This is a genomic window from Streptococcus sp. 2018WUSS126 (genome assembly GCF_044427425.1).
Taxonomy (GTDB): Bacteria; Bacillota; Bacilli; order Lactobacillales; family Streptococcaceae; genus Streptococcus; species Streptococcus hashimotonensis.
In genome coordinates, this window is record NZ_JAOTGB010000004.1 from 1 (window position 1) to 24,104 (window position 24,104).

At 40.5% G+C, this 24,104-nt stretch carries 22 protein-coding genes, 1 tRNA gene and 2 pseudogenes; 9 read left to right on the top strand and 16 right to left on the bottom strand.

Going from position 1 to position 24,104, the window contains the following annotated elements; genetic code table 11:
* The coding region (locus ODU34_RS02355) for an IS3 family transposase (RefSeq protein WP_205032623.1) at window positions 1-581 on the top strand (581 nt) is incomplete at its 5' end.
* Window positions 582-622: 41 nt separating this feature from the next.
* Here ODU34_RS02355 and ODU34_RS02360 read toward each other — a convergent pair.
* The 3 genes and pseudogenes from ODU34_RS02360 to ODU34_RS02370 all read right to left on the bottom strand — a co-directional run.
* Window positions 623-1,135 (bottom strand): annotated as a pseudogene (locus ODU34_RS02360) (HAD family hydrolase); the annotation flags it as partial.
* A gap of 53 nt (window positions 1,136-1,188) precedes the next feature.
* A complete protein-coding gene (locus ODU34_RS02365) occupies window positions 1,189-2,928 on the bottom strand; it encodes an ABC transporter ATP-binding protein (protein ID WP_105178708.1) in 1,740 nt (579 codons plus the stop codon).
* Window positions 2,928-4,655, bottom strand: coding sequence for an ABC transporter ATP-binding protein (locus ODU34_RS02370; protein ID WP_029186307.1), 1,728 nt, complete (start codon window positions 4,653-4,655; stop codon window positions 2,928-2,930). Before ODU34_RS02370 ends, ODU34_RS02365 begins: the two co-directional genes overlap by 1 nt.
* Before the next feature lie 747 nt (window positions 4,656-5,402).
* Between ODU34_RS02370 and ODU34_RS02375 the strand changes: the two genes are divergently transcribed.
* Window positions 5,403-6,170, top strand: a complete 768-nt coding sequence (locus ODU34_RS02375; RefSeq protein ID WP_105148304.1) for a DNA/RNA non-specific endonuclease — start codon at window positions 5,403-5,405, stop codon at window positions 6,168-6,170.
* 91 nt (window positions 6,171-6,261) lie between these two features.
* Here the strand turns inward: ODU34_RS02375 and ODU34_RS02380 are convergent.
* Window positions 6,262-6,447, bottom strand: a pseudogene (locus ODU34_RS02380) (transposase); the annotation flags it as partial.
* A 186-nt stretch (window positions 6,448-6,633) separates the two neighbouring features.
* On the opposite strand from ODU34_RS02380, the gene ODU34_RS02385 reads away from it, so the two are divergent.
* Window positions 6,634-6,706: transfer RNA gene (locus ODU34_RS02385), tRNA-Thr, on the top strand.
* A gap of 68 nt (window positions 6,707-6,774) precedes the next feature.
* Here the strand turns inward: ODU34_RS02385 and ODU34_RS02390 are convergent.
* Together ODU34_RS02390 and ODU34_RS02395 are read right to left on the bottom strand one after the other, a co-directional pair.
* Entirely contained in the window at window positions 6,775-6,987 is a 213-nt protein-coding gene (locus tag ODU34_RS02390) for a tyrosine-type recombinase/integrase (protein WP_105148305.1), read from the bottom strand.
* A complete protein-coding gene (locus tag ODU34_RS02395; RefSeq protein WP_105148306.1) occupies window positions 6,974-7,504 on the bottom strand; it encodes a tyrosine-type recombinase/integrase in 531 nt (176 codons plus the stop codon). Before ODU34_RS02395 ends, ODU34_RS02390 begins: the two co-directional genes overlap by 14 nt.
* A 741-nt stretch (window positions 7,505-8,245) precedes the next feature.
* Between ODU34_RS02395 and ODU34_RS02400 the strand changes: the two genes are divergently transcribed.
* Genes ODU34_RS02400 through ODU34_RS02410 form a run of 3 tightly spaced genes read left to right on the top strand, consistent with a single transcriptional unit; the run spans window position 8,246 to window position 11,009 of the window.
* Entirely contained in the window at window positions 8,246-8,716 is a 471-nt protein-coding gene (locus ODU34_RS02400) for a ferrous iron transport protein A (RefSeq protein WP_014637631.1), read from the top strand.
* Window positions 8,713-10,857, top strand: coding sequence for a ferrous iron transport protein B (feoB, locus tag ODU34_RS02405; protein ID WP_398578353.1), 2,145 nt, complete (start codon window positions 8,713-8,715; stop codon window positions 10,855-10,857). The genes ODU34_RS02400 and feoB overlap by 4 nt, the downstream gene beginning before the upstream one ends.
* Window positions 10,857-11,009, top strand: a complete 153-nt coding sequence (locus ODU34_RS02410; RefSeq protein WP_105119105.1) for a FeoB-associated Cys-rich membrane protein — start codon at window positions 10,857-10,859, stop codon at window positions 11,007-11,009. Before feoB ends, ODU34_RS02410 begins: the two co-directional genes overlap by 1 nt.
* 52 nt (window positions 11,010-11,061) lie before the next feature.
* Here the strand turns inward: ODU34_RS02410 and ftsX are convergent, their stop codons facing one another.
* From ftsX to ODU34_RS02440, 6 genes are all read right to left on the bottom strand, one after another.
* A complete protein-coding gene (ftsX, locus tag ODU34_RS02415; RefSeq protein WP_398578354.1) occupies window positions 11,062-11,991 on the bottom strand; it encodes a permease-like cell division protein FtsX in 930 nt (309 codons plus the stop codon).
* A complete protein-coding gene (gene ftsE, locus ODU34_RS02420) occupies window positions 11,984-12,676 on the bottom strand; it encodes a cell division ATP-binding protein FtsE (protein ID WP_002936190.1) in 693 nt (230 codons plus the stop codon). Before ftsE ends, ftsX begins: the two co-directional genes overlap by 8 nt.
* 142 nt (window positions 12,677-12,818) lie before the next feature.
* Window positions 12,819-13,914, bottom strand: a protein-coding gene (gene prfB / locus ODU34_RS02425; protein WP_105135597.1) for a peptide chain release factor 2 whose coding sequence is annotated in 2 segments (ribosomal slippage) — window positions 12,819-13,841 and window positions 13,843-13,914 — 1,095 coding nt in all. Because the reading frame shifts where the segments join, the coding sequence is not laid out codon by codon here.
* Between the two features lie 34 nt (window positions 13,915-13,948).
* Window positions 13,949-15,076 (bottom strand): tRNA epoxyqueuosine(34) reductase QueG, encoded by a 1,128-nt coding sequence (queG, locus tag ODU34_RS02430; protein ID WP_105115569.1) that lies wholly within the window; start codon window positions 15,074-15,076, stop codon window positions 13,949-13,951.
* A gap of 40 nt (window positions 15,077-15,116) precedes the next feature.
* Window positions 15,117-15,605, bottom strand: coding sequence for a VanZ family protein (locus ODU34_RS02435; protein ID WP_015646579.1), 489 nt, complete (start codon window positions 15,603-15,605; stop codon window positions 15,117-15,119).
* 168 nt (window positions 15,606-15,773) lie between these two features.
* Entirely contained in the window at window positions 15,774-16,190 is a 417-nt protein-coding gene (locus ODU34_RS02440) for a TM2 domain-containing protein (RefSeq protein ID WP_014637624.1), read from the bottom strand.
* A gap of 133 nt (window positions 16,191-16,323) precedes the next feature.
* On the opposite strand from ODU34_RS02440, the gene ODU34_RS02445 reads away from it, so the two are divergent.
* Window positions 16,324-16,713 (top strand): hypothetical protein, encoded by a 390-nt coding sequence (locus ODU34_RS02445; protein WP_398578355.1) that lies wholly within the window; start codon window positions 16,324-16,326, stop codon window positions 16,711-16,713.
* A 115-nt stretch (window positions 16,714-16,828) separates the two neighbouring features.
* Here ODU34_RS02445 and ODU34_RS02450 read toward each other — a convergent pair whose 3' ends face one another.
* The 3 genes from ODU34_RS02450 to ODU34_RS02460 all read right to left on the bottom strand — a co-directional run bounded on the left by ODU34_RS02450 (window position 16,829) and on the right by ODU34_RS02460 (window position 21,012).
* Window positions 16,829-19,516, bottom strand: a complete 2,688-nt coding sequence (locus tag ODU34_RS02450; RefSeq protein ID WP_398578356.1) for a cation-translocating P-type ATPase — start codon at window positions 19,514-19,516, stop codon at window positions 16,829-16,831.
* A gap of 210 nt (window positions 19,517-19,726) precedes the next feature.
* Entirely contained in the window at window positions 19,727-20,113 is a 387-nt protein-coding gene (locus tag ODU34_RS02455; RefSeq protein ID WP_172033142.1) for a DUF1934 domain-containing protein, read from the bottom strand.
* A gap of 11 nt (window positions 20,114-20,124) precedes the next feature.
* Window positions 20,125-21,012 carry a TSUP family transporter gene (locus tag ODU34_RS02460; protein ID WP_398578357.1) on the bottom strand — a complete coding sequence of 296 codons (888 nt, stop codon included), beginning with the start codon at window positions 21,010-21,012 and terminating at the stop codon, window positions 20,125-20,127.
* Between the two features lie 98 nt (window positions 21,013-21,110).
* On the opposite strand from ODU34_RS02460, the gene ODU34_RS02465 reads away from it, so the two are divergent.
* The gene (locus tag ODU34_RS02465; RefSeq protein ID WP_002936179.1) at window positions 21,111-22,424 is read left to right on the top strand and encodes an HD domain-containing protein; all 1,314 of its coding nucleotides are present in this window, start codon (window positions 21,111-21,113) and stop codon (window positions 22,422-22,424) included.
* Entirely contained in the window at window positions 22,414-23,223 is an 810-nt protein-coding gene (gene yidA, locus ODU34_RS02470) for a sugar-phosphatase (protein WP_009909496.1), read from the top strand. Before ODU34_RS02465 ends, yidA begins: the two co-directional genes overlap by 11 nt.
* 53 nt (window positions 23,224-23,276) lie before the next feature.
* Here yidA and tpiA read toward each other — a convergent pair whose 3' ends face one another.
* Window positions 23,277-24,029: a triose-phosphate isomerase gene (tpiA, locus tag ODU34_RS02475; protein ID WP_004298713.1), complete on the bottom strand. Its 753-nt coding sequence runs from the start codon at window positions 24,027-24,029 to the stop codon at window positions 23,277-23,279.
* Window positions 24,030-24,104: the final 75 nt, after the last annotated feature.

Genomic DNA, 24,104 nt, shown 5'->3' on the forward strand with positions numbered 1-24,104 from the left:
TTCGCTCCATTATCAGAAGATCCAAGGGATATTGCACCAAGACTAGCTTTGTCAATGTAGAAGACAATATTCTCAATCGTGATTTTACAGCTACTGCCCCCAATCAGAAATGGTGTACAGATGTGACTTTCTTGAAGTACGGTATCGGCTGTAAAGCCTATTTGAGTGCGATTAAGGACCTTTATGACGGCTCTATTGTCGCTTATGTGGTTGGTCAGTTTAATGATAATGAGTTGGTATTAGAAACGCTTCGTAAAGCCCGAACAGCTAATCCTGATGCGACACCATTAATTCATAGCGATCGAGGATCACAATATACTTCGAAAGATTATTACCGTCTGACGACTCAGTATCAGATGACACGCTCTATGTCTCGTGTTGGTAAGTGTATTGACAATGCACCAATTGAGAGTCTCTTTGGGCACTTTAAGACGGAGTGCTATGATTTGAAGAAGTATAAGACCTTTGAGGAGCTAGTTTCAGATATTGATGCCTACATCTATTTTTATAATCATCAACGATTTCAAGAACGCAACAACGGCCTTGCCCCTCTTGAAATGAGGAACAAGGCCGTCGCCTAATCTTTTATTATTTCATTGTCCACTTGACAGGGAGCAGTTCACATCCCCAAACGTTCTTCCATTAGTTGAAAAATAGCAGGATTTGGCTTTGTGATACCAACTTGTCCAGAAATAAGGACATGTTCTAGCTCAAACCAATTAACTAACCCCATCGTGCGTATCTTTCTCAACTGATGTTTATAAGGTCCATTCGTAATAATCCCCATTGTAATTCCTTGCGCCTGACACCACGAAAATATTTCTGGAAACACTGGACTGAGCTCTATCTGCCCTTGAAAATAATCATAATCTATTTGAATAGCTAAGGCTGTTGCATCAGACACCTGATACCCAAAATCTGCCAAAGCATGTTTCATCCGATAAATATGACTGTCTTTCAGACTCATCTTTCCAGTTGCTGTCGCTTTAAATACTTCATCCGCATATCTGCGAAAGGAAAGGTAGAGTGGTTCAATTTGCTCTCTTGCTACTTCAATATGTCTTTCCAAAGCACGTTCAAACGGTTGAATCTGGTCATAAAGCGTATCATCTACATCAAAAATTAAGGCTTTCATGAGTCAATTATAGCAAAAAATTCCAGCCAAAGCTTGGAATTTTTAACTGCTTATTACACCTTTGCTTGAATCTCATGCATTTGAGCATATACTCCACCACGTGCAACCAATTCTTCATGCTTCCCATGTTCAATAATTCGACCTTGATCTAAGACAAGAATCTGGTCTGCATTTTGAATGGTAGAAAGTCGGTGAGCAATAATAAAGGTTGTCCGACCTTCTTTTACCACTTCCATGGCATGTTGGATAATTTCTTCCGTCTCCGTATCAATATGAGAAGTTGCTTCATCCAATATCAGAATTTTAGGATCAGAGTAGAGTGTCCGCGCAAAGGCAATCAACTGACGTTCCCCACTTGAAAAGGCCGCCCCCTTCTCAACAACCGGTTCATCAATCCCTTTCTCTAAGCGAGATAGCATAGGCCTTGCACCAACTTTTTCTAGCGCCTGCATGATTCTTGTTCTATCTGCTTCCTCTTCATTCATGGAAACATTGCTGGCAATCGTCCCTGTAAAGAGATAGGGATCTTGCAAAACAATCCCCATGTGACTGCGCAGGCTTTCACGAGAATAATCACGGATATTTTTCCCATCAATCAGTACACGTCCCTCCTGTGGATCATAGAAACGATAGAGGAGGTTCATAATAGAAGACTTACCAGACCCAGTATGCCCAACCAGAGCAACTGTTTCTCCTTTTTCTGCCCGAATGGTAATATCTTTCAAAACTGGTCTGTTTTCTTCATAGCTAAAGTTCACGTGTTCAAACACGACTTGCCCTTGTTCAACTTCCAAAATACGATCACAGTCGTCCTCCACCTCTTCTTCTAGAAGGGCCATTAGACGCTTACCTGTTTCAAAAGAGCGAAGCATATTTGGGAACTGTTGAACCAGCGCTCCCAAAGCAATGAAGACTCCTTCGATATAGTTGACATAAACAAAGAGTTTCCCAGCTGTAACTCCATCCTGTCCCGCAAGAAACTGATAGCCGACTACCGTTAAAATCGCAGCAATGACCAAATTTTGCAGAAAACCACTCAGATTCCACGTGGCAAGAGACTGGGCCCAGATAATCTTATTATCTGCCCGACGCATCTTGTCAGCAGTCACTTCAAATTCTCTCATGATGCGCTCTTCTTGTCCAAAAAGTTGAATCAAACTTGCACCATTCATGGTCTCATTCACCTGCGTATTGACGTCACTCCTTGCATCATAAAAATCCTTCATTGGCTTGTCTGTCATTTTCTTGTAAGCAAATTGAATACCGATATAGAGTGGTATCAAGAGTAACATCAGCCAACCGAGACTCCTATTCATGTAAAATAGAACACCGTATGTAAAGAGCAAACGAACAATATTGTTAAAGACATTAACTAAGGTCCCATAAAATTGTGTCCGCAGGGTTTCTGTATCATTGACAATTCTAGTTGCAATTTTTCCAGCGGGCTTATCATCAAAATAAGAAATAGGCAACCGTTGCATAACATCGTAGGCTTGATTACGTAGATTTTCAGCAATACGATTGGCGCAATGCATAAGTAAACGCATAGATAGGTAGAAGCCAATAGCTCCCAGAATAATCATTACCATGTATTGAACTGACTGGTTTAAGAAAACAGCTTCATCAAAGGGCAAACCCTTGCTCAAATCCGTAATCGGCCCATCAATCGCCTGCTGAATCAGCAGAGGAGCCAATCGAACCATGGTCGAAGCCAGTAGATAGAAGCCGACAGCTACTATAAATAGCCACTTAACACGACCGATTTGTTTTAATAAAAAACCTAAAATAGTCATTACTCTCCTCCTTCCTGGCTTTGTTGTCGTTGGTATTGTTCATAGTACCAACCTCTTTGGGCAAGCAAATCAGCTGGACGCCCTTCCTCAACGATACGCCCCTCATCCAAGACTAGTACCCAGTCTGCATGGTTGACAGCAGATAGACGATGGGTCACGATGACATTGGTTTTGCCTGCACGTTCTTTTTGAATATTTTGGATAATCTGGCGTTCTGTCCGAGCATCCACTGCCGACAAAGAATCATCTAGAATTAACAAATCTGGTTCTCGCAGGAAAGCACGGGCGATGGAAATCCGTTGTTTCTGACCGCCAGAAATAGACACACCACGCTCACCAATCATGGTATCAAGACCATCACTCATCCGTTTTAAATCTTGACTAAAAGCTGCTGTGGCAATGGCTTGTTCAATCTCCTCAGAGCTACTAGCTACTTTCCCAAGGGCAATATTTTCTCCAACAGACCTTGAAAACAAAATGTGTTCTTGTGGAACATAGCCAATTTTTTCCTCTATACTAGAACGTTTAAAGTCTAAAACAGATTGATGATTGATGAAAAAATTTCCCTGACCAATCGGATACTGGCGTAAGAATTGGCGAACCAAGGTCGTTTTTCCAGAACCAGTCTTCCCAACGATACCTACAGTTTGCCCTGCTTTCAGTGTCCAATTGATGTCCTGTAGGCTGGCTCTTTCTGCCTGTGGATAACTAAAGCTATAATTTTTGAAGGAAATGCTAGACAGCTCTGCAATTTCCTTAGAACCATCAGCCTCCAAATCATCACCCGTCTCAATCAGCTCTTGCAGTTTTTCAAAAGATGTCTTACCAGTCTGATAAACAAGGATGAAATCTGCTAGTGTCCAAAACGGCTCTAAAAGCGAACCGACATACAATTGAAGGGCAATTACTTGTCCCAAGGTCAGTTGCCCTGCTTTCACGGCTTGTGCCCCCATGAGAAGCACGAAAATAGTAGATAATCCCAAACAGACTGTGGCTAATGGATTATACAATGATTGCAAGGAAGTGATGCGGTCCCCACCTTGAGCCAATTGCTTGGTACGAGCTTGAAATTGAGCCTTTTGAGTTGCTTTTTTACTATAAGCCCTAGTCACTCGAATACCTTCGATGACCTCCAAAACTTCATTATTGAGCTGGGCTACAGCTTCCCTATTGGCATCAATCGCCTTATCTTGTTTTCTCCCGATAAAAAATATACATAGTGTCATGAATAGCATCGGTAGTAAAGCTACTAGCGAAATTTTCCAATCAATAAAGAACATCGTGGGAATGATAAAAGCCAACATACCGCCTGCATAGACGACAATCATAAGACCGTAACCCACCATCTCCATCAGGCCATCCACATCCGTTGAAAAACGAGTCATGACATCTCCTGAGCGGAATTTTTCATAAAATGGAGTCCGCATGGTTACTAATTTTTTAAAGGCACGTTGCTGCATATCAAACTTGAAGTTGACAGAGGCCTGAAATAATTTCAGATGCCAAATGAAGGCTGTTGCATAGTTCAGCACTGTTACCAATAACAATAAGGTCATCTCCTGAACCAATATGGCCTGAGTCAATTCATTCTTGGTCAGTATATCGACCATCCGCTGTATGATTTGCGTTGGTAGCAAAAGTGTGGCGTCATAAATAATCAAGGTCACAGCAACCAATAGATAGAGCCACTTATGACGCTTGATGTAGTCAAAAATTAATCGAAACATATATCTCCTTTACAAATCTATAACCTATCATTTGCCACTTTATTCAATGAGTAACAGTTGATAGACCTTACCTTTCTAAGCGCACAAAAAAGCCTAGGGAAGCATCTCACTCCACCTAGGCTTGTGTAAGTCCACAAAAATAGACCAGCTCTTGAACATAGTCGACAATTTTTATCACACCATGACCACAGTGCTTGATTGTCTCAACGTTTCAAAATATAGCCCACGAAAAACGACAAAAGTTCATCAATGAGCTTTGTTTTCCTGCTTAGAAAGGAGTGTATGATAAAAAATAGCTTGCTGCATGACAAGTTGCTTGTTCATTTGTTTTACTCCTTTCATATTTCTAAGCCCTATTCTACCATAATAAACATTCATGTCAAGGGATTTTTTTAAAAAAACAGCCTGAATAGGCCGTTCCTTATTTATGCTGGTTTCTGGGATATTTTAAAAATACTTGTATTGGTAGAAATGTAAAATAGCCGATTTAATCGCATTTTAAATTTATTTTTACAACTCATTAATACATTCTTTTTTACTTTTGGAGCGAATTGGGGACAACGACTCCAATTTCCTCATCACCCCCTGCAGCTTCTCTGCAGTCTAACTTCTTCATCTATTTTAATTCGCAAAAAAATTAAAAAAATTGAGAATTATTTTTTTATCATGACTTTTTATTACTATAGTTGATTGATTTTATTTTAGTGATACAATTAAATCGAAAAATAAAACAAAGGAGATATTAATATGTCTACACAATATCGTTGCATTTGGAAAAAATTAGCAATTGCTTTGTTAATTTTTGTAACCGCTTTCTCCGCTATCCCTAGCCAAGCTAGTACCGGGAAGAGGATTAAGAAATTCCCGAGTACTTCACATATCGAACTTCGCACGGATGTTAGTAATATCCCTGGTACATTGCCATTTGATGGGCAAAATAGACAACTTTCGCTTGGAGAGCTAGATAGTCTCAACCGACCTACCTATGCACATATCCAGCTCAGAGACCAAGACGAACCTACGCTGACACGAGAAACTTTGACATACAATCCTGTTGGTTGGTTTAATTACAAAGTACCATATAACGGGAAAAAAACTTGGTTAATGAATAGGGGGCATTTAGTTGGTTATCAGTTTAGCGGTTTGAATAACGAGGCTAGAAACCTGGTGACCATGACAGCCTACCTTAACACAGGAGCCCTATCGGGAGCTAATGATAGTAATCCAGAAGGAATGCTTTATTACGAGAATAGACTGGATAGCTGGTTAGCTTTACACCCAAACTATTGGTTAGATTATAAAGTAACTCCGGTATATCAAGACAATGAACTAGTCCCTCGTCAAGTGATTTTGCAGTATGTTGGTATTGACTCAGAAGGGCAGGCGTTACAGATTAGTTTAGGCGGCGAAAAAGAAGTAGTAGACAATTACGGTATTACTACCGTTACACTAGAAAATGTATCACCTTTAGCGGAAATTAACTATGAGACAGGCATGTCTCCTACTATTAGGTAAAAAATATAAGAGGCTGGCAAAACTAGCCAGTAAATGAAAACACAGATAGATTGAGCTGATTTTGATGAAATCCAGCCGAACTGTCTGTGTTTTTCTTTTTGTTGTTACTACCTTTGGCTAATTTTTTAGCCAATTTCGTTAAATTCATATTCATTAGGAAGTATCCTATCTCTGTTTCAACTACCTTTTATCCTCTGACATGGACTCTACGCACGCCAAAAACACCCTTCATCCTACCAAATACGAGTTCGACATCCACCTTGCGTTTGGCATAAATTGTCAGATACTGACTTGTCCAGTAGTAAGTTCTACCTGATTTTTTCATCTCAGTCTAATTTCCAGTTTTGGTGTTAGACTAGAACTTACTTTAACTTACTTTGAAAAGTTAGGCACTCTCTTTTTCTTTTTATTTTAAAAAAATCCATTGACATTTTTTTGAGATATGATATACTAATCAAGTACTGCTGGTTTAGCTCAGTCGGTAGAGCGCATCCATGGTAAGGATGAGGTCGCCGGTTCAATCCCGGCAACTAGCATGGAATAACGTTAAAACCCTTGATACACAAGGGTTTTTATTATGTCTTCTCCAATTTGCCCCAAATTTTTAGAAGATTTTTCTGACCTTGTCATTGCTCTTCTCTTTTAATGATTCAAGCTGATGGACATAGACCTTGAGTTTAATGTTTAAATTTTCATGTCCAAGTAATTGAGAGATAGAGATGAGCTCTACTCCTTGCGTAATCAGGTAAGATACGTAGGTAGGTCTCAATGAATGTATATGAACATTTCGACCGACAATCTTCTTAATCAGAAGCATAGACTCTATTCTGATTATTCTCAATCCAGCACTTTTCTTTATAGTCTTTCATCAACTTGACAGTATGATCATAGATAGGTATTTTATGCACTGAACTGGTATTCTTAGTCGGAGCAAAGTCAAAGGTGGTATTGTAGTTGTATATCTTGTTGACATCTATAATCTTGTTTTCAAAGCTGATGTCATTCCATGTCAGCCCCAATGCTTCAGCAAAGCGTATGTCTGTACCTGCTATTAGGTAGATAATGACGTAGGAGTGGTATCGAATATTCTGTCTGGCACATTCGATAAGACTTGTATACTCGTCGATTTTAAGAAATTTTGCTTCTTTTGGTTCGGACTCTACTGATGAACGTATGGTAGTAAAATCGCAGAAATTCCGCTCAATAATGCCCTCATGTACCGCCATCTTCACGGCTGTCTTTACTTGATAATGGAACTTTTCAACTGTTTCCTGTGGTGAGTACTGGCAAATTGATTCAGTACTTGTTGCTACATACTGTTGGTTATTTCGCATAGTTTCGTATTTTCGAAATATAATTTTATTTTCTTTTCTGTATACTCGTATTTTTTCCAAGTAACCTGGCTGAGATTTGATTTTTTGTGAATTTGTGCCTAATTGCTACAGCATTCAAAATATGCCATTGATTTACCCTTTCTATTTTGTTAAAATGGGTGTAGGAAAGAGACCTACTGAAAAGCAGTTTTTTACTATACTTGTCACCCTACACTCAAATTTTACGACAGAGAGTGTTGGGATTTTTTGTTTTTTAAAAAGAAAAGGGAATGAGAAAGAATTCGACTAGTCAAAAACATATGTAGGCTCGGGCTAAAATAGTCCACTGGACTGTTTCACTCCCACACCCGCACAACTCCAACATTCAGAGTAGTGAATGTTAAAGCCAATCAACCACTGCACTGAGAGGTTGACACGAACTCTGAGAAGTGGCGCTGGGCTTGAGCCCAGTCTCATCACGATATGGGACCAAGTCCTAAATGTAAACTTTATGGAGCCAAACTCCTGACAGTCATATTGTAGGATATTTTATAAATAAGTCAAGAAATTAGAATAAATATAGTTCTTTCAATTTGCCATACACTTTTACTTTTCTCAGACTAACTTCTAGAATGTCTGAAACTAGAACTTACTTTGAGAATTTACCAAAAATAAAGAGAAAATAAGTCGTTCCTAAAAATTATCTGACACTTTTAAGGAATTATGCTATACTATTGTTATAAAAATCACAAAGGAATCAATATGAAACTGCAAAACCTTCAAGTTGGACAATCTTATTTAGTCAAAGATTGTCTAACGCAAGATGATATTCGTAAACACTTAGCGCACTTGGGTTTAAAAGTCGGAGAAGAGATTCGCATCATTTCAAAAACCAAGACCAATGCTATTTTCCAAGTCAAGGCAAGCCGTCTAGCCCTAGACAGAGAAATTATTGAATCTCTGGTTTTAATAGAAAAGTCAGCTACGGAAATAATCAATCTATCTGAGGCACCTATTGGTAGCTCAGCTAAGGTCATGGACATCTATGCAACAGGTGCACTCCGTCGTCGCCTCATGGATATGGGACTTACAAAGAACACGCAGCTATTTCTCAAAAAAGTCGCACCCCTGGGAGATCCAATCGAAATTACCTTGAGAGGATACGAGCTGACACTACGCAAATCTGAAGCGCAAATGATTGGTGTTCAAATCACAAGCGAGGTGAAGAAATGACAAAACACATCGCCCTTGCAGGAAATCCAAATAGCGGAAAAACAACTCTTTTCAACCTCCTAACAGGAACCAACCAACGTGTTGGTAACTGGCCTGGAGTCACCGTTGAAAGAAAATCTGGAACGATCAAAAAGCGAAAACATTTACTAATTCAAGATTTACCAGGTATCTACTCGCTATCTCCCTACACACCAGAAGAACGGGTTGCCAGAGATTATTTGATAGCGGACCAACCAGCTGCTATCCTCAACGTCCTTGATGCAACAAACTTGGAGCGAAATCTCTATCTGACCTTGCAGTTATTAGAAATGGGCCTTCCTACTGTTATCGCCCTCAATATGACAGACGCCCTGAAAAGTCAAGGTCGCTCAATAAACAGCGACCAGCTCTCCTATCAATTGGGAGTTCCTGTACAGCCTATCAGTGCACTAAAAAAGCTAGGTATATCCCAGCTCCTCCATGAAGTAGAAAAAATTACCAATCAGCAAGCCGAGCCAATCTATCCTCAGTATGATAAGCAATTTGAAGCCGGTCTCGCCCAAGTTATTGACCTATTATCGGATTCCATCCCAAATCATCAAAAACGCTTCTACGCTATTAAGCTACTCGAACAAGATCAAGTCATTCTGGACCAATTGCAACTCAATGCACAAGACATGCTTGATTTGACCGAAATCATTGCCATTTTGGAAAAAATTTACGCAGACGATATGGAAGCCATTATCGTCAATCAACGCTACCAATTTATCGAGAAAATCACAGAACTGGTCACAAAAGACAGCGATAAGGCTTTTAACCTGTCTGATAACATAGACCGACTTGTTACCAATCGTTTTCTTGCCCTCCCTATCTTTGCGGCAGTCATGTGGCTGACCTACTTCCTGTCTATTCAAACGGTTGGCACAATGGGGACGGACTGGGTGAATGATATCCTCTTCGGAGAGCTTGTTCCAGGCCTTATTCAGGAAAATCTAGATCGATTTGAAATCGCTGGCTGGCTACAATCTCTGGTCCTTGATGGCATTATTGCAGGATGCGGAGCCATCCTCGGTTTTGTACCACAAATTTTCGTCCTCTTCGTCTGCTTGGGAATCTTGGAAGACATCGGCTATATGAGCCGAGTAGCCTTTGTCATGGATAGGATTTTTAGACGTTTTGGTCTATCAGGCAAATCCTTTATTCCCATGTTGATTTCCACAGGCTGTGGCGTTCCTGGAATCATGGCAAGTCGGACTATTGAAAATGAACAGGACCGAAAAATCACCATTATGACAGCAACCTTCATGCCCTGTTCTGCCAAACTTCCTATCATTTCGCTGGTAGCCGGTGCTTTCTTTCCTGACAATCCTTGGATTGCTCCAAGCGCCTATTTTGTCGGTATGGCCGCCATCGTCCTATCCGGAATGGCACTAAAAAAGACCAAGCAGCTCGGTGGAGTCGCAAGCCCCTTTATCATGGAATTACCATCTTATCACTTACCGAAACTCAGTACGGTTCTCCGGTATGCATTCGATAAGGCCCTTAGTTTTATCAAGCGAGCTGGTACCATTATATTTGTGACCAACATCATTATTTGGTTCAGTAGTTCCTATAATTGGTCTTTACAAATGGTAGAAACAGATGAGAGTATCTTAGCCTCCATTGGACGCAGTTTTTCTCTCCTCTTTGCCCCACTTGGTTTTGGAAATTGGCGAGCAACTGTTGCAGCCATTACAGGTCTCTTAGCCAAGGAAACCGTCATTGCCACCTTTGGTATCCTCTATAAATTAGGAGAAACAACCGAAGAAAATCCCGAACTCTGGGGGCTTTTACAACAAGACTATACCGCATTATCAGCCTATTCCTTCCTAGTATTCAATCTCCTCTGTGCCCCTTGTTTTGCGGCTATTGGTGCCATTCACCGTGAAATGGGAGAAGCCAAGTGGACATGGATTGCTATCGGTTTTCAAACAGGTTTAGCCTATGCAAGTAGTTTGGTTATCTATCAGCTTGGTCTTGTACTTATCTACGGACAATTACCAACCGTCTGGACATTTATCGCTATCTTTCTAATTATCACAGCCATCTACAGCCTAGTGAAAAAAACAGCCAATACTCTTCCAATCGTCACGCTAAAAACATTAGAAAAAGGAGAATATTAATGCCTACTCTTATCCTCTTTCTCATCATCGTCATCTTATTTTCTCTTGCTATTCGCAGTCTCATCAAAGGAAAAGGATCCTGCGGAGATTGTTCCTGCGACTGTACTATTAAGCAAGAGATGAACAAATCTTCTCACCATAGACATCCATAACAAAAAGGTCTGCCTCATTATTGTGCAGACCTTTTTACATGTAGCTTGTCTATTAAATTTTTAAGTAGCGGTTCATGGAAATGACTGATCCCAAGGAACCAATAATAATACCAATTACAAAAAGTGCGCCAATCATTCCTGGAACAAAGACATTCATACTAATCAGAGACAAATCTTGACTAGCAAGACTAGCATTTACTGAAGTATAGATCATCTTATAAAGAGAATAGACTAAAACAGAAGGTAAAATAGCTCCGAGGAACCCTACCCAGGCACCTTCCCAGAGGAATGGTCCACGAATATAACTGTTTTTAGCACCAACCAGACGCATAATCTGAATTTCACGGCTACGAGAAATAATGGTAATTCGAATAGTATTGGAAATCAAGAAGACCGCCGTAAAGAGCAACAAACCAGTCGCTGCCAATCCCCAAGTCCGAACTAAATCAGCCAACTTGAAAATGCGCTCTGTCTCTACTTCACCATCTCGAACCTCTGTAACACCATCAATTTTAGCAATCTCTGCTGCAACAGTTTTTACATACTGCGGTTCAGTCGTATCAATGATATAAGCATCGTAAAGTGGATTGGCATCTCCTTGGAATAGGTTCCAAGTATCTCCCAAGGTAGCTGTTAATTTCTGCAACTGTTCATCCTTACTTGAATAAGTGACAGATTGTACATTTTCTAAGGCTGTAATCTGATTATACACCTTTTTATAATCTGGATTAGCTACCGTCTCTCCTGCTTCGTTCACAATCGTCTCAGCTTGATCGGTTGAGTTCGCTCTCAAATACACATTGATGCGTACATTCTGTTCCAAATCCGAAGCGAGCTTTGCCGTGTTCAAAATAACTGAAGCAAATAGACCAACCAAGGTAAGGGTAATGGCTACAGATGAAATGGCTGCAATCGTCATCCAACCATTTCGCTTCAAACTCTTCAATGACTCAATAAAGTGTCTAAAAAATCGATTACTCATCGTATCCATATTCTCCTTCCGCTTCATCACGTACTACACGACCATCTTCAATCGCAATAACACGATGACGAAGTGTATTCACAATCTGACTATTGTGTGTCGCCATCAAAATCGTTGTCCCCTGTAAGTTAATTCGCTCCAATAGATTCATGATTTCCCAAGAGTTTTCAGGGTCCAAGTTACCAGTTGGTTCATCAGCAATCAATACTTTAGGATTATTTACAATGGCACGGGCAATAGCAATCCGCTGTTGCTCACCACCTGAAAGTTCATTTGGGAAAGAACGAATCTTGTGCTTCAAACCAACCAAATCTAAAACTTCCATTACACGTTTCTTGATATTCCGTGGTTTCTCACCGATAACTTCCATCGCATAAGCAATATTTTCAAAGACAGTCTTTTTAGGTAAGAGTTTGTAGTCTTGGAAAACCACTCCTACACTACGACGTAGAAGAGGAACATCTCTCTTTTTAATTTTTGCAAGGTCAAACTTACCAACCTTTAAACTCCCCTTATCGAGCTTTTCCTCCCGATACAAGAGTTTGATAAAGGTTGACTTACCTGCACCAGAAGGACCTACAATGTAGGCAAATTCTCCCGCTTCAACATTGACTGATACTCCGCGAAGGGCAGTCGTTCCGTTTCCATATTTCTTGGAAACGTCTTTCATTTCTATTATTCCCATAGGATTTCCTGTCTTAGACAGTCCTTTCTTTAGATTTGAGAACGTTTTTTTCAAAATACAGTCCGTATTCTCTCAAAAAACTTCCTTGATGAGCGAAAAACTATCTCTTATATACAAGCACCTCACTTGTAAATACAGGTTCTTAGCTAATTCGCCATTTTAAATAAGCATCTATAAAGCCGTCCAAGTCTCCGTCCATAACCTTATCGACTTGAGCCACCTCATAACCAGTACGGTGGTCTTTTACCATTGTATAAGGTGTAAAGACATAAGAACGAATCTGACTTCCCCAAGTGATTTCTTTCTTGTCTCCCTTGAGTGAGTCTACTTCTGCCGCTTTCTTCTCCTGCTCCAATTGATACAATTTAGCCTGCAAGAGTTTCATTGCACGGTCTCGGTTTCCATACTGAGTACGGTCAACTGTGGACTGAGTTACAATCCCTGTCGGAATGTGCGTCAAGCGAACACCCGTTGAGACCTTGTTGACGTTCTGTCCACCAGCACCGCCTGACCGGAAGGTATCCATCTTCACTTCATCATCTCTGATTTCAATTTCAATGGTATCGTCCAACTCAGGCATTACCTCTACAGATGTAAAGGAAGTATGACGACGCTTAGCTGAGTCAAAAGGTGAGATGCGCACCAACCGATGAACACCCATTTCTGACTTAAGCAAGCCATAGGCATTTGGCCCAGTAAAGCTTAGAGTTACGGACTTAATACCTGCCTCATCACCAGCTTGATAATCCAAGGTTTCAACTGTAAAACCCTTGGCATTTCCATAACGCTGATACATCCGCAGAAGCATTTCTCCCCAGTCTTGTGCCTCGGTACCACCCGAACCTGGATGGATTTCCAAAATCGCATTATTGTGGTCGTAGGGTTCTGACAACAATAGGGTCATCTCGTAAGCAGTCATGGCTTTGTCCAATTCTGCCAACTTCTCAACCAGTTCATCCCGAACAGACTCGTCTTCTGCTAGAAAATCTAGCAAAATTTCGGATTCATCATATAAATCCAACATCTGATGGAAATTTCCATAAGTATTTTTTAATTCATTCAACTCCTGAGACGTCTTCTGGGCTGCCAAATTATCATTCCAGAAATCTGGCTCCGTCATCTTGTTCTCAAGAATGGCAATCTCTTCTTCCAGACCTTCTAAGTCAAAGAGACCCCCTAAAGGAAGTTAATTTTTTGCCAAGTTCTTCAATCTTTTGGCGAATTTCTGCTGTATCCATATACACCTCATTTTTATTCATAATCTTTATTATATCACATTTGTAAATCCTTGACCATGTTGAGAAAGGCCGCTTGCTCCGCTATAACATCATCATTGTCTGATGAAATGCCTGCAATAAAGTCTACCATCTCATCATTGGGTTGTTTAACCAATTGCCCCAAGGCCCAGATAGCCGTTGCCATGTGGACCGGATTTTGTTTTTTATCGATGATTTCTAGGAGTTTGGGAATAGCAGAGCGATCATTACTATTAGCCAAGGCTATGATGGCATTGCGCTGGAGAATATTTTTCCCCCGCCAAGAACCAGCAATCATGCCAAATTTTTCCTTGAACTGCCCATTTGACAAGTCCAAGAATGGAATCAGCTCAGGCTCTGCCAAATCAGGGTCGATCTCCACCACAGGTGGACTGGAAATTCCCTTGTTGTAAGGACAACAAATCTGGCAAATATCACAACCATAGATGACCGTCTTGATTTTCTTACGAAACTCCAAGTCCATCATACCCTTATCCTGTGTCTGAAAGGACAGACAACGACGAGCATTCATAGTCGTGTCACCTAATAGACAAGACGTTGGACAGGCTGCAACACAACGATTGCAATCGCCACAGTCATAATCTACTGGTTGATCCGGTTCGATGTCCAGGTTGGTCACTAATTCTCCTAGAAACATATAGGAACCAAATTCCTTAGAAATGACTAGCCCATTCTTCCCGATAAAGCCAATTCCTGCACGACGAGCGACCGCTGTATCCACCAAAGCTCCTGTATCTACCATAGCCTTGTATTCCAAACCATCCGTCAGTTTCTCAATTCCCCGTGCCAAACGCTCCATCTTATCTTGCAAGATATAGTGGTAATCAAGCCCCCATGAACTAGGGGTAATCTTCCCACGTTTGTATTGGGTCTTCTGCGGTTTGACAGGCAAATGTCGAGGATAAGCTACCGCGATAGAAATGATGGTTTTGGCAGATTCTAACGACAGTTTGGGACGGATACGTTCTTCGATATTCTTGTGTTCAAATCCTGACGAACGCCCCTCTTCCTGACTAGCACGAAGTGATTTCTCCAAATAAGCAAAATCATCAGCCGTTGTAAAACCAATCTTCGAGATTCCGATTTCCTGAGATAATTTAATAATCTCTTCCTTAATATTCATTATATTCATTTTAGCAAACTTTGGATATATTTAGCAAGACCTACATAGCTAAATAAGTTATTAATATAACAAAAAACGTTAGTACAAAACAAAAAATATTCATACGAACATAGGCCTTCTCCCGCCAAATACTGGTCAAGACATACATGATATTAATACCGATTGCTCCCCCTAAGCCGTTAGCCAGTAAATCAGTTATATCTGCAACCCCAAGTAAAAGAAGATATTGCAGAACCTCAAAGCAGAGACTCACTAACATAATCAAACATAGATTAGCCACCCACGATGCCTTGCGAAATAGCATTTCCATATAAATACCAAAGGGAATAAAACTTACAATATTAAATAGAATTTCTGGAAAATCCAGCACTCCATCATAGACCGCTGTTCCTGCAAACGGAATTAAGTTTATACTAGCATAACCATAGCGTCCATATACGATGCTCAAGTCCATCTTAAAGACAATCATCCAAGTAAGTAAAAGGAGATAGGCAAAAAATAAAAACATACTCATTTTCTTTGTCTGCATAGAAATTCTCCTCTCAACTAGCATATTTTATCATTATATCATAAATGCTGTTCTATAAAATGTCACTTCTGTGACAAAGCTCGTTCCATATTACAAGTACTTTACAGCCTACTAAAAACAGAAAAGGAAGACACTACCAAGCCTCCCCTTATTCCAAAAAATATCTTATTAAAATGTCTGATTGCTATGCTGAAAAGCCTTATATTGATGGATTTGTAGCATCAAACGCTCAAAGTTCGCTTCCTTACATGCTCGCATGATTAAGAAGCAATCAATAAACTTCCACAAATAAAGTCCAAAAAATAACAAGAAACCAATCAAGATAAATAGCGTAACAAAAGATACTGCAAAAGCAATCAGCTTGGCAAATCCCAATTCTTTATTCCCGACATAAAAACGGTCGACACCAAACTCACCGAAGAAAATAGCCAAAATAAGAGCGACAAGAGGTTGACGCATCTCAACCATCATAAGAACGTTTAAAGCCTCATCATCTAAATCTTCTAGTTCTTTTTGCAGAATGAATAACTTATCAGATGGCAAATAACTGCTTTTACTTAAAATATAATTCTGAAGATAATTCATATAAACTCCTACCTCTTCAAAATTATAGCAGTTTCTTATTCTTCAAGCAAGCCTGTAGGGGAAAACAGTATCAGAAACCGTTTACATTTTTTTCTTTTTTGCTATAATGAAACTAGATTACAAGGAGGTTCATATGAGAGTTATTATTCATTATCCAAAACCTATCAAACAACTATCCTCCCAAAAACTTCCACTCCTGGTAGATGAAAAAATTGCTGGGACAGTTACTCAAGGTAAAATTCTAAGCTTACCAATTACACAACCATCTGTTACACTAAGCATTCGAGGGGATAAAAAATCAGCCATTCAAGTTAAGGAAGGCGATAGGGTCCAAATAATGGAAAATAGCAGGTACTTCATTCTCTACTACTTCAGCTTGGCTATCGTACCAATCGCCTTACTGTTTAACTTACCAACTCTTGTCAAAACCATCCTCCTCATACTAGCATTAGCCATTACGTTGTTGGGACAAGCAATCTTCCCAAAATACATTATCAGTACAGAAAAAAGCTCAGACCACTAAATCTGAGCTTTTTCAAATGATATTTGCTTTTAGTACAAGGTAACGAGGCGCAGGCTGTACTGAAGTACGGCAAGTCGAGTTAACGAAGTAATAAAAGATAAGCTGAATAACTATATTAGATAGCTTTTTCATCCAATCCCAACTTACGTTGAACAAATTTAACAATTTCTACAACGACAACCATGAGACCTGAACCGATTACTGTTACCATCCATTGAGTCGGTGTCAAGATAGATACCTTGAAGAAGGTATTGAATCCTGGAATCACAACAGTCGCCATCAAGAGCAAGAAGGCAGCTACGATAGACCAGTTAAAGAGTTTGTTCTTGAATGGCCCAACGGTAAAGATAGATTGGTAAACAGACTTAACGTTGAAGGCATGCACCAACTGAATCAATCCAAGAGTAACATATGCCATCGTAAGAGCATCCGCATGAATGGCATGGTTATCTCCAGCATGCTCTGGGTAAAGAAGTGCAAAACCATATACGCCCAAGACAAGTGCTGTTTGAAGGATACCTTGATAGATAATCGAACTCAAGACACCACCTGAGAAGAAGCTTGAGTTACGACCACGAGGTTTGTGCTGCATAACACCTGGTTCAGCAGGTTCAACACCAAGGGCAATCGCTGGAAGTGTATCTGTTACCAAATTGATCCAAAGAAGATGAACTGGCTCCAATACGTCCCAACCAAAGAGGGTAGCAAGGAAGATACACAATACCTCAGCAGTGTTGGCTGACAAGAGATACTGGATGGTTTTTTGGATGTTTGAGAAGACTTTACGTCCTTCTTCAACCGCCACAATGATAGTTGCAAAGTTGTCATCTGCAAGGACCATATCAGAAGCACCTTTCGAAACTTCCGTACCTGTGATACCCATACCGATACCGATGTCGGCTGTCTTAAGTGATGGCGCATCGTTAACACCGTCACCAGTCATGGCAACAACCTTACCATCATTTTGCCAAGCCTTAACGATACGAACCTTATGTTCTGGAGATACACGAGCGTATACCGAGTATTGTTTGAAGACTTTTTGGAACTCTTCATCCGTCAATTCGTTGAGCTCTGCACCTGTAAATACATGGTCTTCTGTATCGTTTGGATCGATGATACCAAGACGTTTTGCAATCGCCTCAGCTGTATCTTGGTGGTCACCCGTAATCATGATTGGACGGATACCAGCTTCCTTAGCAACACGAACAGCTTCTGCCGCTTCAGGACGCTCAGGGTCAATCATACCAACCAAACCTGAGAAGACAAGGTCGTTTTCAACAACGTCAGATTCCAATTCAGGAATAGCATCAACATACTTGTAAGCCATCATCAAGACACGAAGGGCTTGTTTAGCCAAGTCCTTGTTAGTTGCAAGAATGGCTTGTTTATCCGCATCGGTAATCGGACGAATTGTCCCATTTTCTTCAATTTGCGTTACACGTTTGAGCAATTGGTCTGGGGCACCTTTAACAGCTACAAAGAAGTTTCCAGTAGCTTGTTGGTGAATAGTTGACATCAATTTACGTGTTGAATCAAATGGCAATTCAGCCACACGAGGCTCCGATACCAAGACTTCACGAACGTCAAAGTTTTGATCCAAACCAAATTGAACAAGTGCCGTTTCCGTTGGGTCACCGATCAATTTACCAGTTGGGTCAACTTTTGTATCGTTGGCAAAGTTCATAACACGAAGCGTTGTATTGCTTGCATCCAAAGCTTCTTTAGCATCCACCAATTGACCGTTTGTATAGACTTTTTCAACAGTCATCTGGTTCATAGTCAAAGTACCAGTTTTATCTGATGCGATGATTTCAGTTGAACCAAGTGTTTCAACAGCAGGCAACTTACGGATGATAGAATTACGCTTAGCCAATACTTGAGTACCAAGTGAAAGGACAACCGTTACAATAGCTGGCAAACCTTCTGGAATGGCCGCAACCGCAAGAGCTACAGAAGTCATAAGAGCAGGCAAGATACCTTCACCACGTACGAAGACTGAAACAGCCATCGTTACCGCTGCAATTACAAGAACTGCATATGTCAAGACTTTTGATAGCTGGTGCAAGTTTTGCTTCAATGGTGTATCAGTCTCATCAGCATTAGCAAGCATGCCAGCGATGTGCCCAACCTCTGTGTACATACCTGTATTTGTAACCACACCAAGACCACGTCCGTAAGTAACATTTGAGTTTTGGTAGGCCATGTTGACACGGTCACCGATTGGTGCATCTTCAGCCAAAACTGCTGACAAATCTTTATCAACTGGTACAGACTCACCTGTAAGAGCTGCTTCTTCGATTTTGAGGGAGTTAGCTTCCAACAAACGCATATCGGCAGGGACAACATCACCTGCTTCAAGCAAGACGATGTCACCTGGTACCAAGTCTTTAGAATCAACTTCGACTACATGATTGTCACGAAGCGCACGCGCAACTGGGCTTGACATGTTTTTTAGCGCCTCAATAGCTGCCTCAGCTTGACCCTCTTGATAAACACCAAAGGCAGCGTTCAAGATAACCACGGCCAAGATGATAATGGCATCTGTCAAACCGTGTGAACCTTCTGTAATCACCGTCAAGATTGCTGCTGCAATCAAAATGATGATCATCAAATCCTTAAACTGATCCAAGAATTTAGCCAAGAGTGTACGTTTCTCACCCTCATCCAATTCATTACGACCATAGTCTGCCAGACGTTTGCTAGCTTCACTACTAGACAAACCGTCTAAAGAAGACTCCATGCTTGACAATACTTGCTCTTCGCCTTGTGTATAAAACAAATCGCGTTTTTGTTCTTTTGACAATTTCCTTCTCCTTTTCGGCCTCTTCTCTACCTTCTACAATAAAAAAGAGACCTGTTTTATTAAAACAAGTCTCGCTATTTAATATATTGCCGGAAACAAGTCGGATTGACGACAATATCACGGAATTTTCCGCTAGCTACTCCCTCGATTTGTTAACTATTATATCAAAAATCCCGAGAAATTCAAGAATATTTTTCTGGAAATAAGAGATTATTTCCACGAGATTTCCAAATTATAGGAAGCAAAAAGCTGCTGGTTCTCCAATCCCTTTAATTCATATTGCAACTGGACACTTTGATCCGAACGGTTTAATTGGTAACGTTTTGTATCGGTCACAAAATGCTGGATTCCTAACGGTGTAGGAATGGTCACAATAGCTTCTTTACCAGAAATGAATCGCATAATAGACTTCGGAGTGGAAAAGCGTGTCATCACTAACTCTTCTTCGTCACATTTTATGACAACTTTTTCAGCTTCATCGTTACTATAAATGAGATAGAGATTCCCATCTTTTTCCTTAACTTCCACTTGAAATTGCTGATCCACTACCTCAATCTGCCCGTCCAGATCAATTTCATTTCGTAAATGAATATCCATAGTTCCTCCTACTATTTTTTAATCCTAGTAACAAAGGATGAACGAAGCAGAGTAAAGCCTGTATACGCTGCAATGAAAACAACTAAAATTTTCAAATTATTAATATCCAAATTTGATAGGAAGAAAGCGGCTGTCAAAACACCTAGCACCCCACCGACAATGATTCCTGGAACTCCTGGCCAGTTTACTCGTCCTGATTGGATAAACTGCTTGGCACCAGCTGTCATAATCATAGCAGCATTCAACATCATAACTGGAAGAGCAACCGCTGGACTAATTCCCATCAATGAGAAGAAAATTAACTCAGGAGCATAGTTACCCAGTCCCATACTCATCAGCATTCCCACCATAAAATCAAAGGCAATACCAACAGCCAGTTTCCAACCAGTTAAGCCCTTTACTTCATTGGTAAGATCTGCGCCAGGGTTAGTAATCATGCGATAGACCATGAAACAGGCTGCAATAATTAGTAAAATCCCAAGAATTCGTTGAACTTTCTTTGTATCCCATTTTTGAGTTACCTTGGCACCAATAAAGGCACCCGTAAATGCCGCTGCTGCCATAGCAATCAGAGTGACCATATCAACCTCAACTATCGTAATAAACAATAGCGCCTCTACTAAGACTGGTATGATGTGCGCCGTTGTCATGGTCGCAGGAATTTTACGATCGTCTTCCACCAACTTTGTCAGTTTAAACATAGTGGTTGTCGTTGCAAAGGTTCCAATCCCCAAGGTGTCTAGCAAATCAGTAACATAACCGATACCAAATCCTGTCCAAAATTTCTCTTTTAGAGAAATATCGTGCTTTTTAGTATAGGATAGAATTGTGTAAAGCATCCAAAGAATCAGGGCTACAATAAAGACCTGAATTGTTAATAAGATAATTTGATTATTCATTTCTCCATTATACCAAAAGATTCCATTGGGTACATAGCAATATCCTTGTGTTTTAGAAAAATCAGGAATTTATCTCCCTTTTTTGTTATAATGAAACTATGATAGAAAAAGTATTTCGCGATCCAGTTCATAACTATGTACATGTTGATCATGAGCTGATTTATAAACTTATCAATACAAAAGAATTTCAGCGACTACGCCGCATCAAGCAACTAGGGACTACTTCCTATACCTTCCATGGTGGCGAGCATAGCCGCTTTTCGCACTGCCTCGGCGCCTACGAAATCGCCAGACGGATTACTCAAAAATTTGAAGACAAGTATCCACAAATCTGGGATACAAATGAGTCCCTACTGACCATGGTTGCTGCGCTACTCCATGATGTCGGACACGGAGCCTATTCTCATACCTTCGAGCGTCTATTTGATACAGACCATGAGGAAATGACCTGTGCAATTATTACTAGTCCAGAAACGGAAATCAATGCTCTGTTGAAACAAGTTTCACCTGAGTTTCCAGACAAGGTTGCTAGTGTTATCAAACACACCTATCCAAATAAACAGGTCGTTCAACTCATTTCGAGCCAGATTGATGTTGACCGGATGGATTATCTATTACGAGATTCCTACTTCACGGGTGCGAACTATGGTGAATTTGACCTAACTAGGATATTACGTGTCATTCGCCCGACAGAAAACGGAATTGCCTTCAAAGAATCTGGTATGCATGCAGTAGAAGACTACGTTCTCAGCCGCTACCAGATGTACATGCAAGTCTATTTTCATCCAGCAAGCCGCTCTATGGAAGTCCTATTGCAGAATTTACTCAATCGTGCCAAACTACTATATACTAGTGAACAGGAGTTTTTTGCACGAACTTCACCTCGGCTATTACCTTTTTTTGAGCATCGTATCCGTCTAACCGACTACCTCAGTCTTGATGATGGAGTTATGAATACTTACTTTCAATCATGGATAGATGGACCAGATCGTATATTATCTGACTTAGCCCAGCGCTATATCAATAGGAAAGTGCTCAAATCCATCACTTTCAAGGCCGAAGAAGAGGAAGCTTTGGACCGCCTGCGTAGCCTGGTCGCAGACGTCGGGTTTGACCCAGAATACTATACTGCTATTCACCACAACTTTGATTTGCCGTATGACATTTACCGACCGAATGCAGAAAAGAAACGGACTCAAATTGAGATTTATCGCAAAGATGAAACCTTGGTAGAACTATCCTCTCTGTCACCAATTGTCCATTCCTTATCAGGCACAATCCATGGCGATAGCCGCTTCTATTTCCCAAAAGAAATGTTAGAAGAAACAGGAATTTTCGCACCTCAAATAGCTGATTTTAACAGCCACATACATAACGATCATTTTATAATTGGAGAATCAAATGAGCATTAAACTTGTCGCCATCGATATTGATGGTACACTACTAAATAGTCAACACCAAATTACAGCTGAAGTACACTCAGCAATCCAAGAATCAAAAAAAGCAGGCGTTAAAATTGTTATTGCTACTGGTCGCCCCATTTCCGGTGTTCAAGCAATTTTAGAAGAACTCAATCTTACAGAAGCAGGTGACTACGTCATCACTTTTAACGGTGGCTTAGTCCAAGATGCAGCAACTGGTGAGGATATTGTCAAAGATACCTTGACTTATGAGGACTATCTCGACATCGAATCTGCTGCCCGTAAACTCAAGCTCCCAATGCATGCCAGCACCAAGGAAGGCATCTATACTGCTAACCGTAACATCGGTAAATACACCATTTACGAATCAACACTAGTAAGTGCACCCATTTTCTATCGCACTCCTGAAGAAATGGCTGACAAGGAAATCATCAAAACAATGATGGTTGATGAGCCAGAAATTCTTGATGCTGCTATTCCACTTCTACCGACCAGCTTGACTGAGAAGTACAACGTAGCAAAATCAGCACCATTTTATTTGGAAATCACCCCTAAAACTGTTAACAAGGGACAAGCTATCATTCATCTAGCTGAGAAGCTTGGACTAACTATGGATCAAACTATGGCCATCGGTGACCAAGAAAATGACCGTCCAATGTTGGAAGTTGTTGGTAATCCTGTTGTCATGGAAAACGGAAATCCTGAATTGAAGAAAATCGCCAAATACATTACGAAGTCAAATGATGAGAGCGGTGTAGCCCACGCTCTTAGAGAATGGGTACTGAAATAGCCTCTTAAAATATCAAAAAAAGCATCGAATTCAAAATCCGATGCTTTTTGTTATTAGAAGTTCAACAAAGCCAAGAAGCTTTCTGCTTCAAGTGATGCACCACCAACTAGCGCACCGTCAACGTCTGGACATGCCATGTATTCAGCAACGTTTGATGGGTTTACAGAACCACCGTATTGAACGCGAACTTTGTCTGCAACTTCTTGACCGAAATCAGCAGCAACAACGTCACGAACAGCCTTACACATGTTTTGTGCATCATCTTTAGTAGCTGATTTACCAGTACCGATTGCCCAGATTGGCTCATAAGCAATAACAAGTGATGCTACTTGCTCAGCAGTCAAGTCTTTCAAAGCTGCAGAAACTTGTGCACCTACAAATTCAACCGCTTTACCAGCTTCGTAAGTTTCAAGTGACTCACCACAACAAATGATTGGAGTCAAACCGTTACGGAAGATTGCATGAGCTTTTTTATTAATATCTTCATCAGTTTCGTGGAAGTAATCACGACGCTCTGAGTGACCGATAACAACATAGTTAACACCCATTTCAGCCAATACTTTTGGAGATGTTTCACCAGTGAAGGCACCAGCATCTTCAAAGTAGCAGTTTTGAGCAGCAACTTTCAATTCAGAATCTTTAGCGAACCATAAGAGAGCGTTCAAATCTACAGCTGGAGCTGCGATAGCTGCTTCAATTTTGTCGCCTGCAGGCAATTTTCCTGCAATTGCCTCAACGAAAGCTTGTGCTTCTTGAGGGTTTTTGTTCATTTTCCAGTTACCGGCAATGATTGGTTTACGTGACATTTCACTTACCTCTTCTATATTTATTGTACAAGGTACATTATAGCATAAACTTAGCTAAGATTAAAGAATTTCTGT

Excerpts from the sequence above, each read along its gene's own strand:
- ODU34_RS02395 (WP_105148306.1), bottom strand. The coding sequence starts at position 7,504 with ATGCGAAATAACCAACAGTATGTAGCAACAAGTACTGAATCAATTTGC.
- ODU34_RS02465 (WP_002936179.1), top strand. The coding sequence starts at position 21,111 with ATGATAGAAAAAGTATTTCGCGATCCAGTTCATAACTATGTACATGTT.
- ODU34_RS02440 (WP_014637624.1), bottom strand. The coding sequence starts at position 16,190 with ATGAATTATCTTCAGAATTATATTTTAAGTAAAAGCAGTTATTTGCCA.
- ftsX (WP_398578354.1), bottom strand. The coding sequence starts at position 11,991 with ATGAGTAATCGATTTTTTAGACACTTTATTGAGTCATTGAAGAGTTTG.
- ftsE (WP_002936190.1), bottom strand. The coding sequence starts at position 12,676 with ATGGGAATAATAGAAATGAAAGACGTTTCCAAGAAATATGGAAACGGA.
- ODU34_RS02445 (WP_398578355.1), top strand. The coding sequence starts at position 16,324 with ATGAGAGTTATTATTCATTATCCAAAACCTATCAAACAACTATCCTCC.
- ODU34_RS02400 (WP_014637631.1), top strand. The coding sequence starts at position 8,246 with ATGAAACTGCAAAACCTTCAAGTTGGACAATCTTATTTAGTCAAAGAT.
- feoB (WP_398578353.1), top strand. The coding sequence starts at position 8,713 with ATGACAAAACACATCGCCCTTGCAGGAAATCCAAATAGCGGAAAAACA.
- ODU34_RS02460 (WP_398578357.1), bottom strand. The coding sequence starts at position 21,012 with ATGAATAATCAAATTATCTTATTAACAATTCAGGTCTTTATTGTAGCC.
- ODU34_RS02370 (WP_029186307.1), bottom strand. The coding sequence starts at position 4,655 with ATGTTTCGATTAATTTTTGACTACATCAAGCGTCATAAGTGGCTCTAT.
- ODU34_RS02455 (WP_172033142.1), bottom strand. The coding sequence starts at position 20,113 with ATGGATATTCATTTACGAAATGAAATTGATCTGGACGGGCAGATTGAG.
- queG (WP_105115569.1), bottom strand. The coding sequence starts at position 15,076 with ATGAATATTAAGGAAGAGATTATTAAATTATCTCAGGAAATCGGAATC.
- ODU34_RS02435 (WP_015646579.1), bottom strand. The coding sequence starts at position 15,605 with ATGCAGACAAAGAAAATGAGTATGTTTTTATTTTTTGCCTATCTCCTT.
- ODU34_RS02390 (WP_105148305.1), bottom strand. The coding sequence starts at position 6,987 with ATGCTTCTGATTAAGAAGATTGTCGGTCGAAATGTTCATATACATTCA.
- tpiA (WP_004298713.1), bottom strand. The coding sequence starts at position 24,029 with ATGTCACGTAAACCAATCATTGCCGGTAACTGGAAAATGAACAAAAAC.
- ODU34_RS02365 (WP_105178708.1), bottom strand. The coding sequence starts at position 2,928 with ATGACTATTTTAGGTTTTTTATTAAAACAAATCGGTCGTGTTAAGTGG.
- ODU34_RS02410 (WP_105119105.1), top strand. The coding sequence starts at position 10,857 with ATGCCTACTCTTATCCTCTTTCTCATCATCGTCATCTTATTTTCTCTT.
- ODU34_RS02375 (WP_105148304.1), top strand. The coding sequence starts at position 5,403 with ATGTCTACACAATATCGTTGCATTTGGAAAAAATTAGCAATTGCTTTG.
- yidA (WP_009909496.1), top strand. The coding sequence starts at position 22,414 with ATGAGCATTAAACTTGTCGCCATCGATATTGATGGTACACTACTAAAT.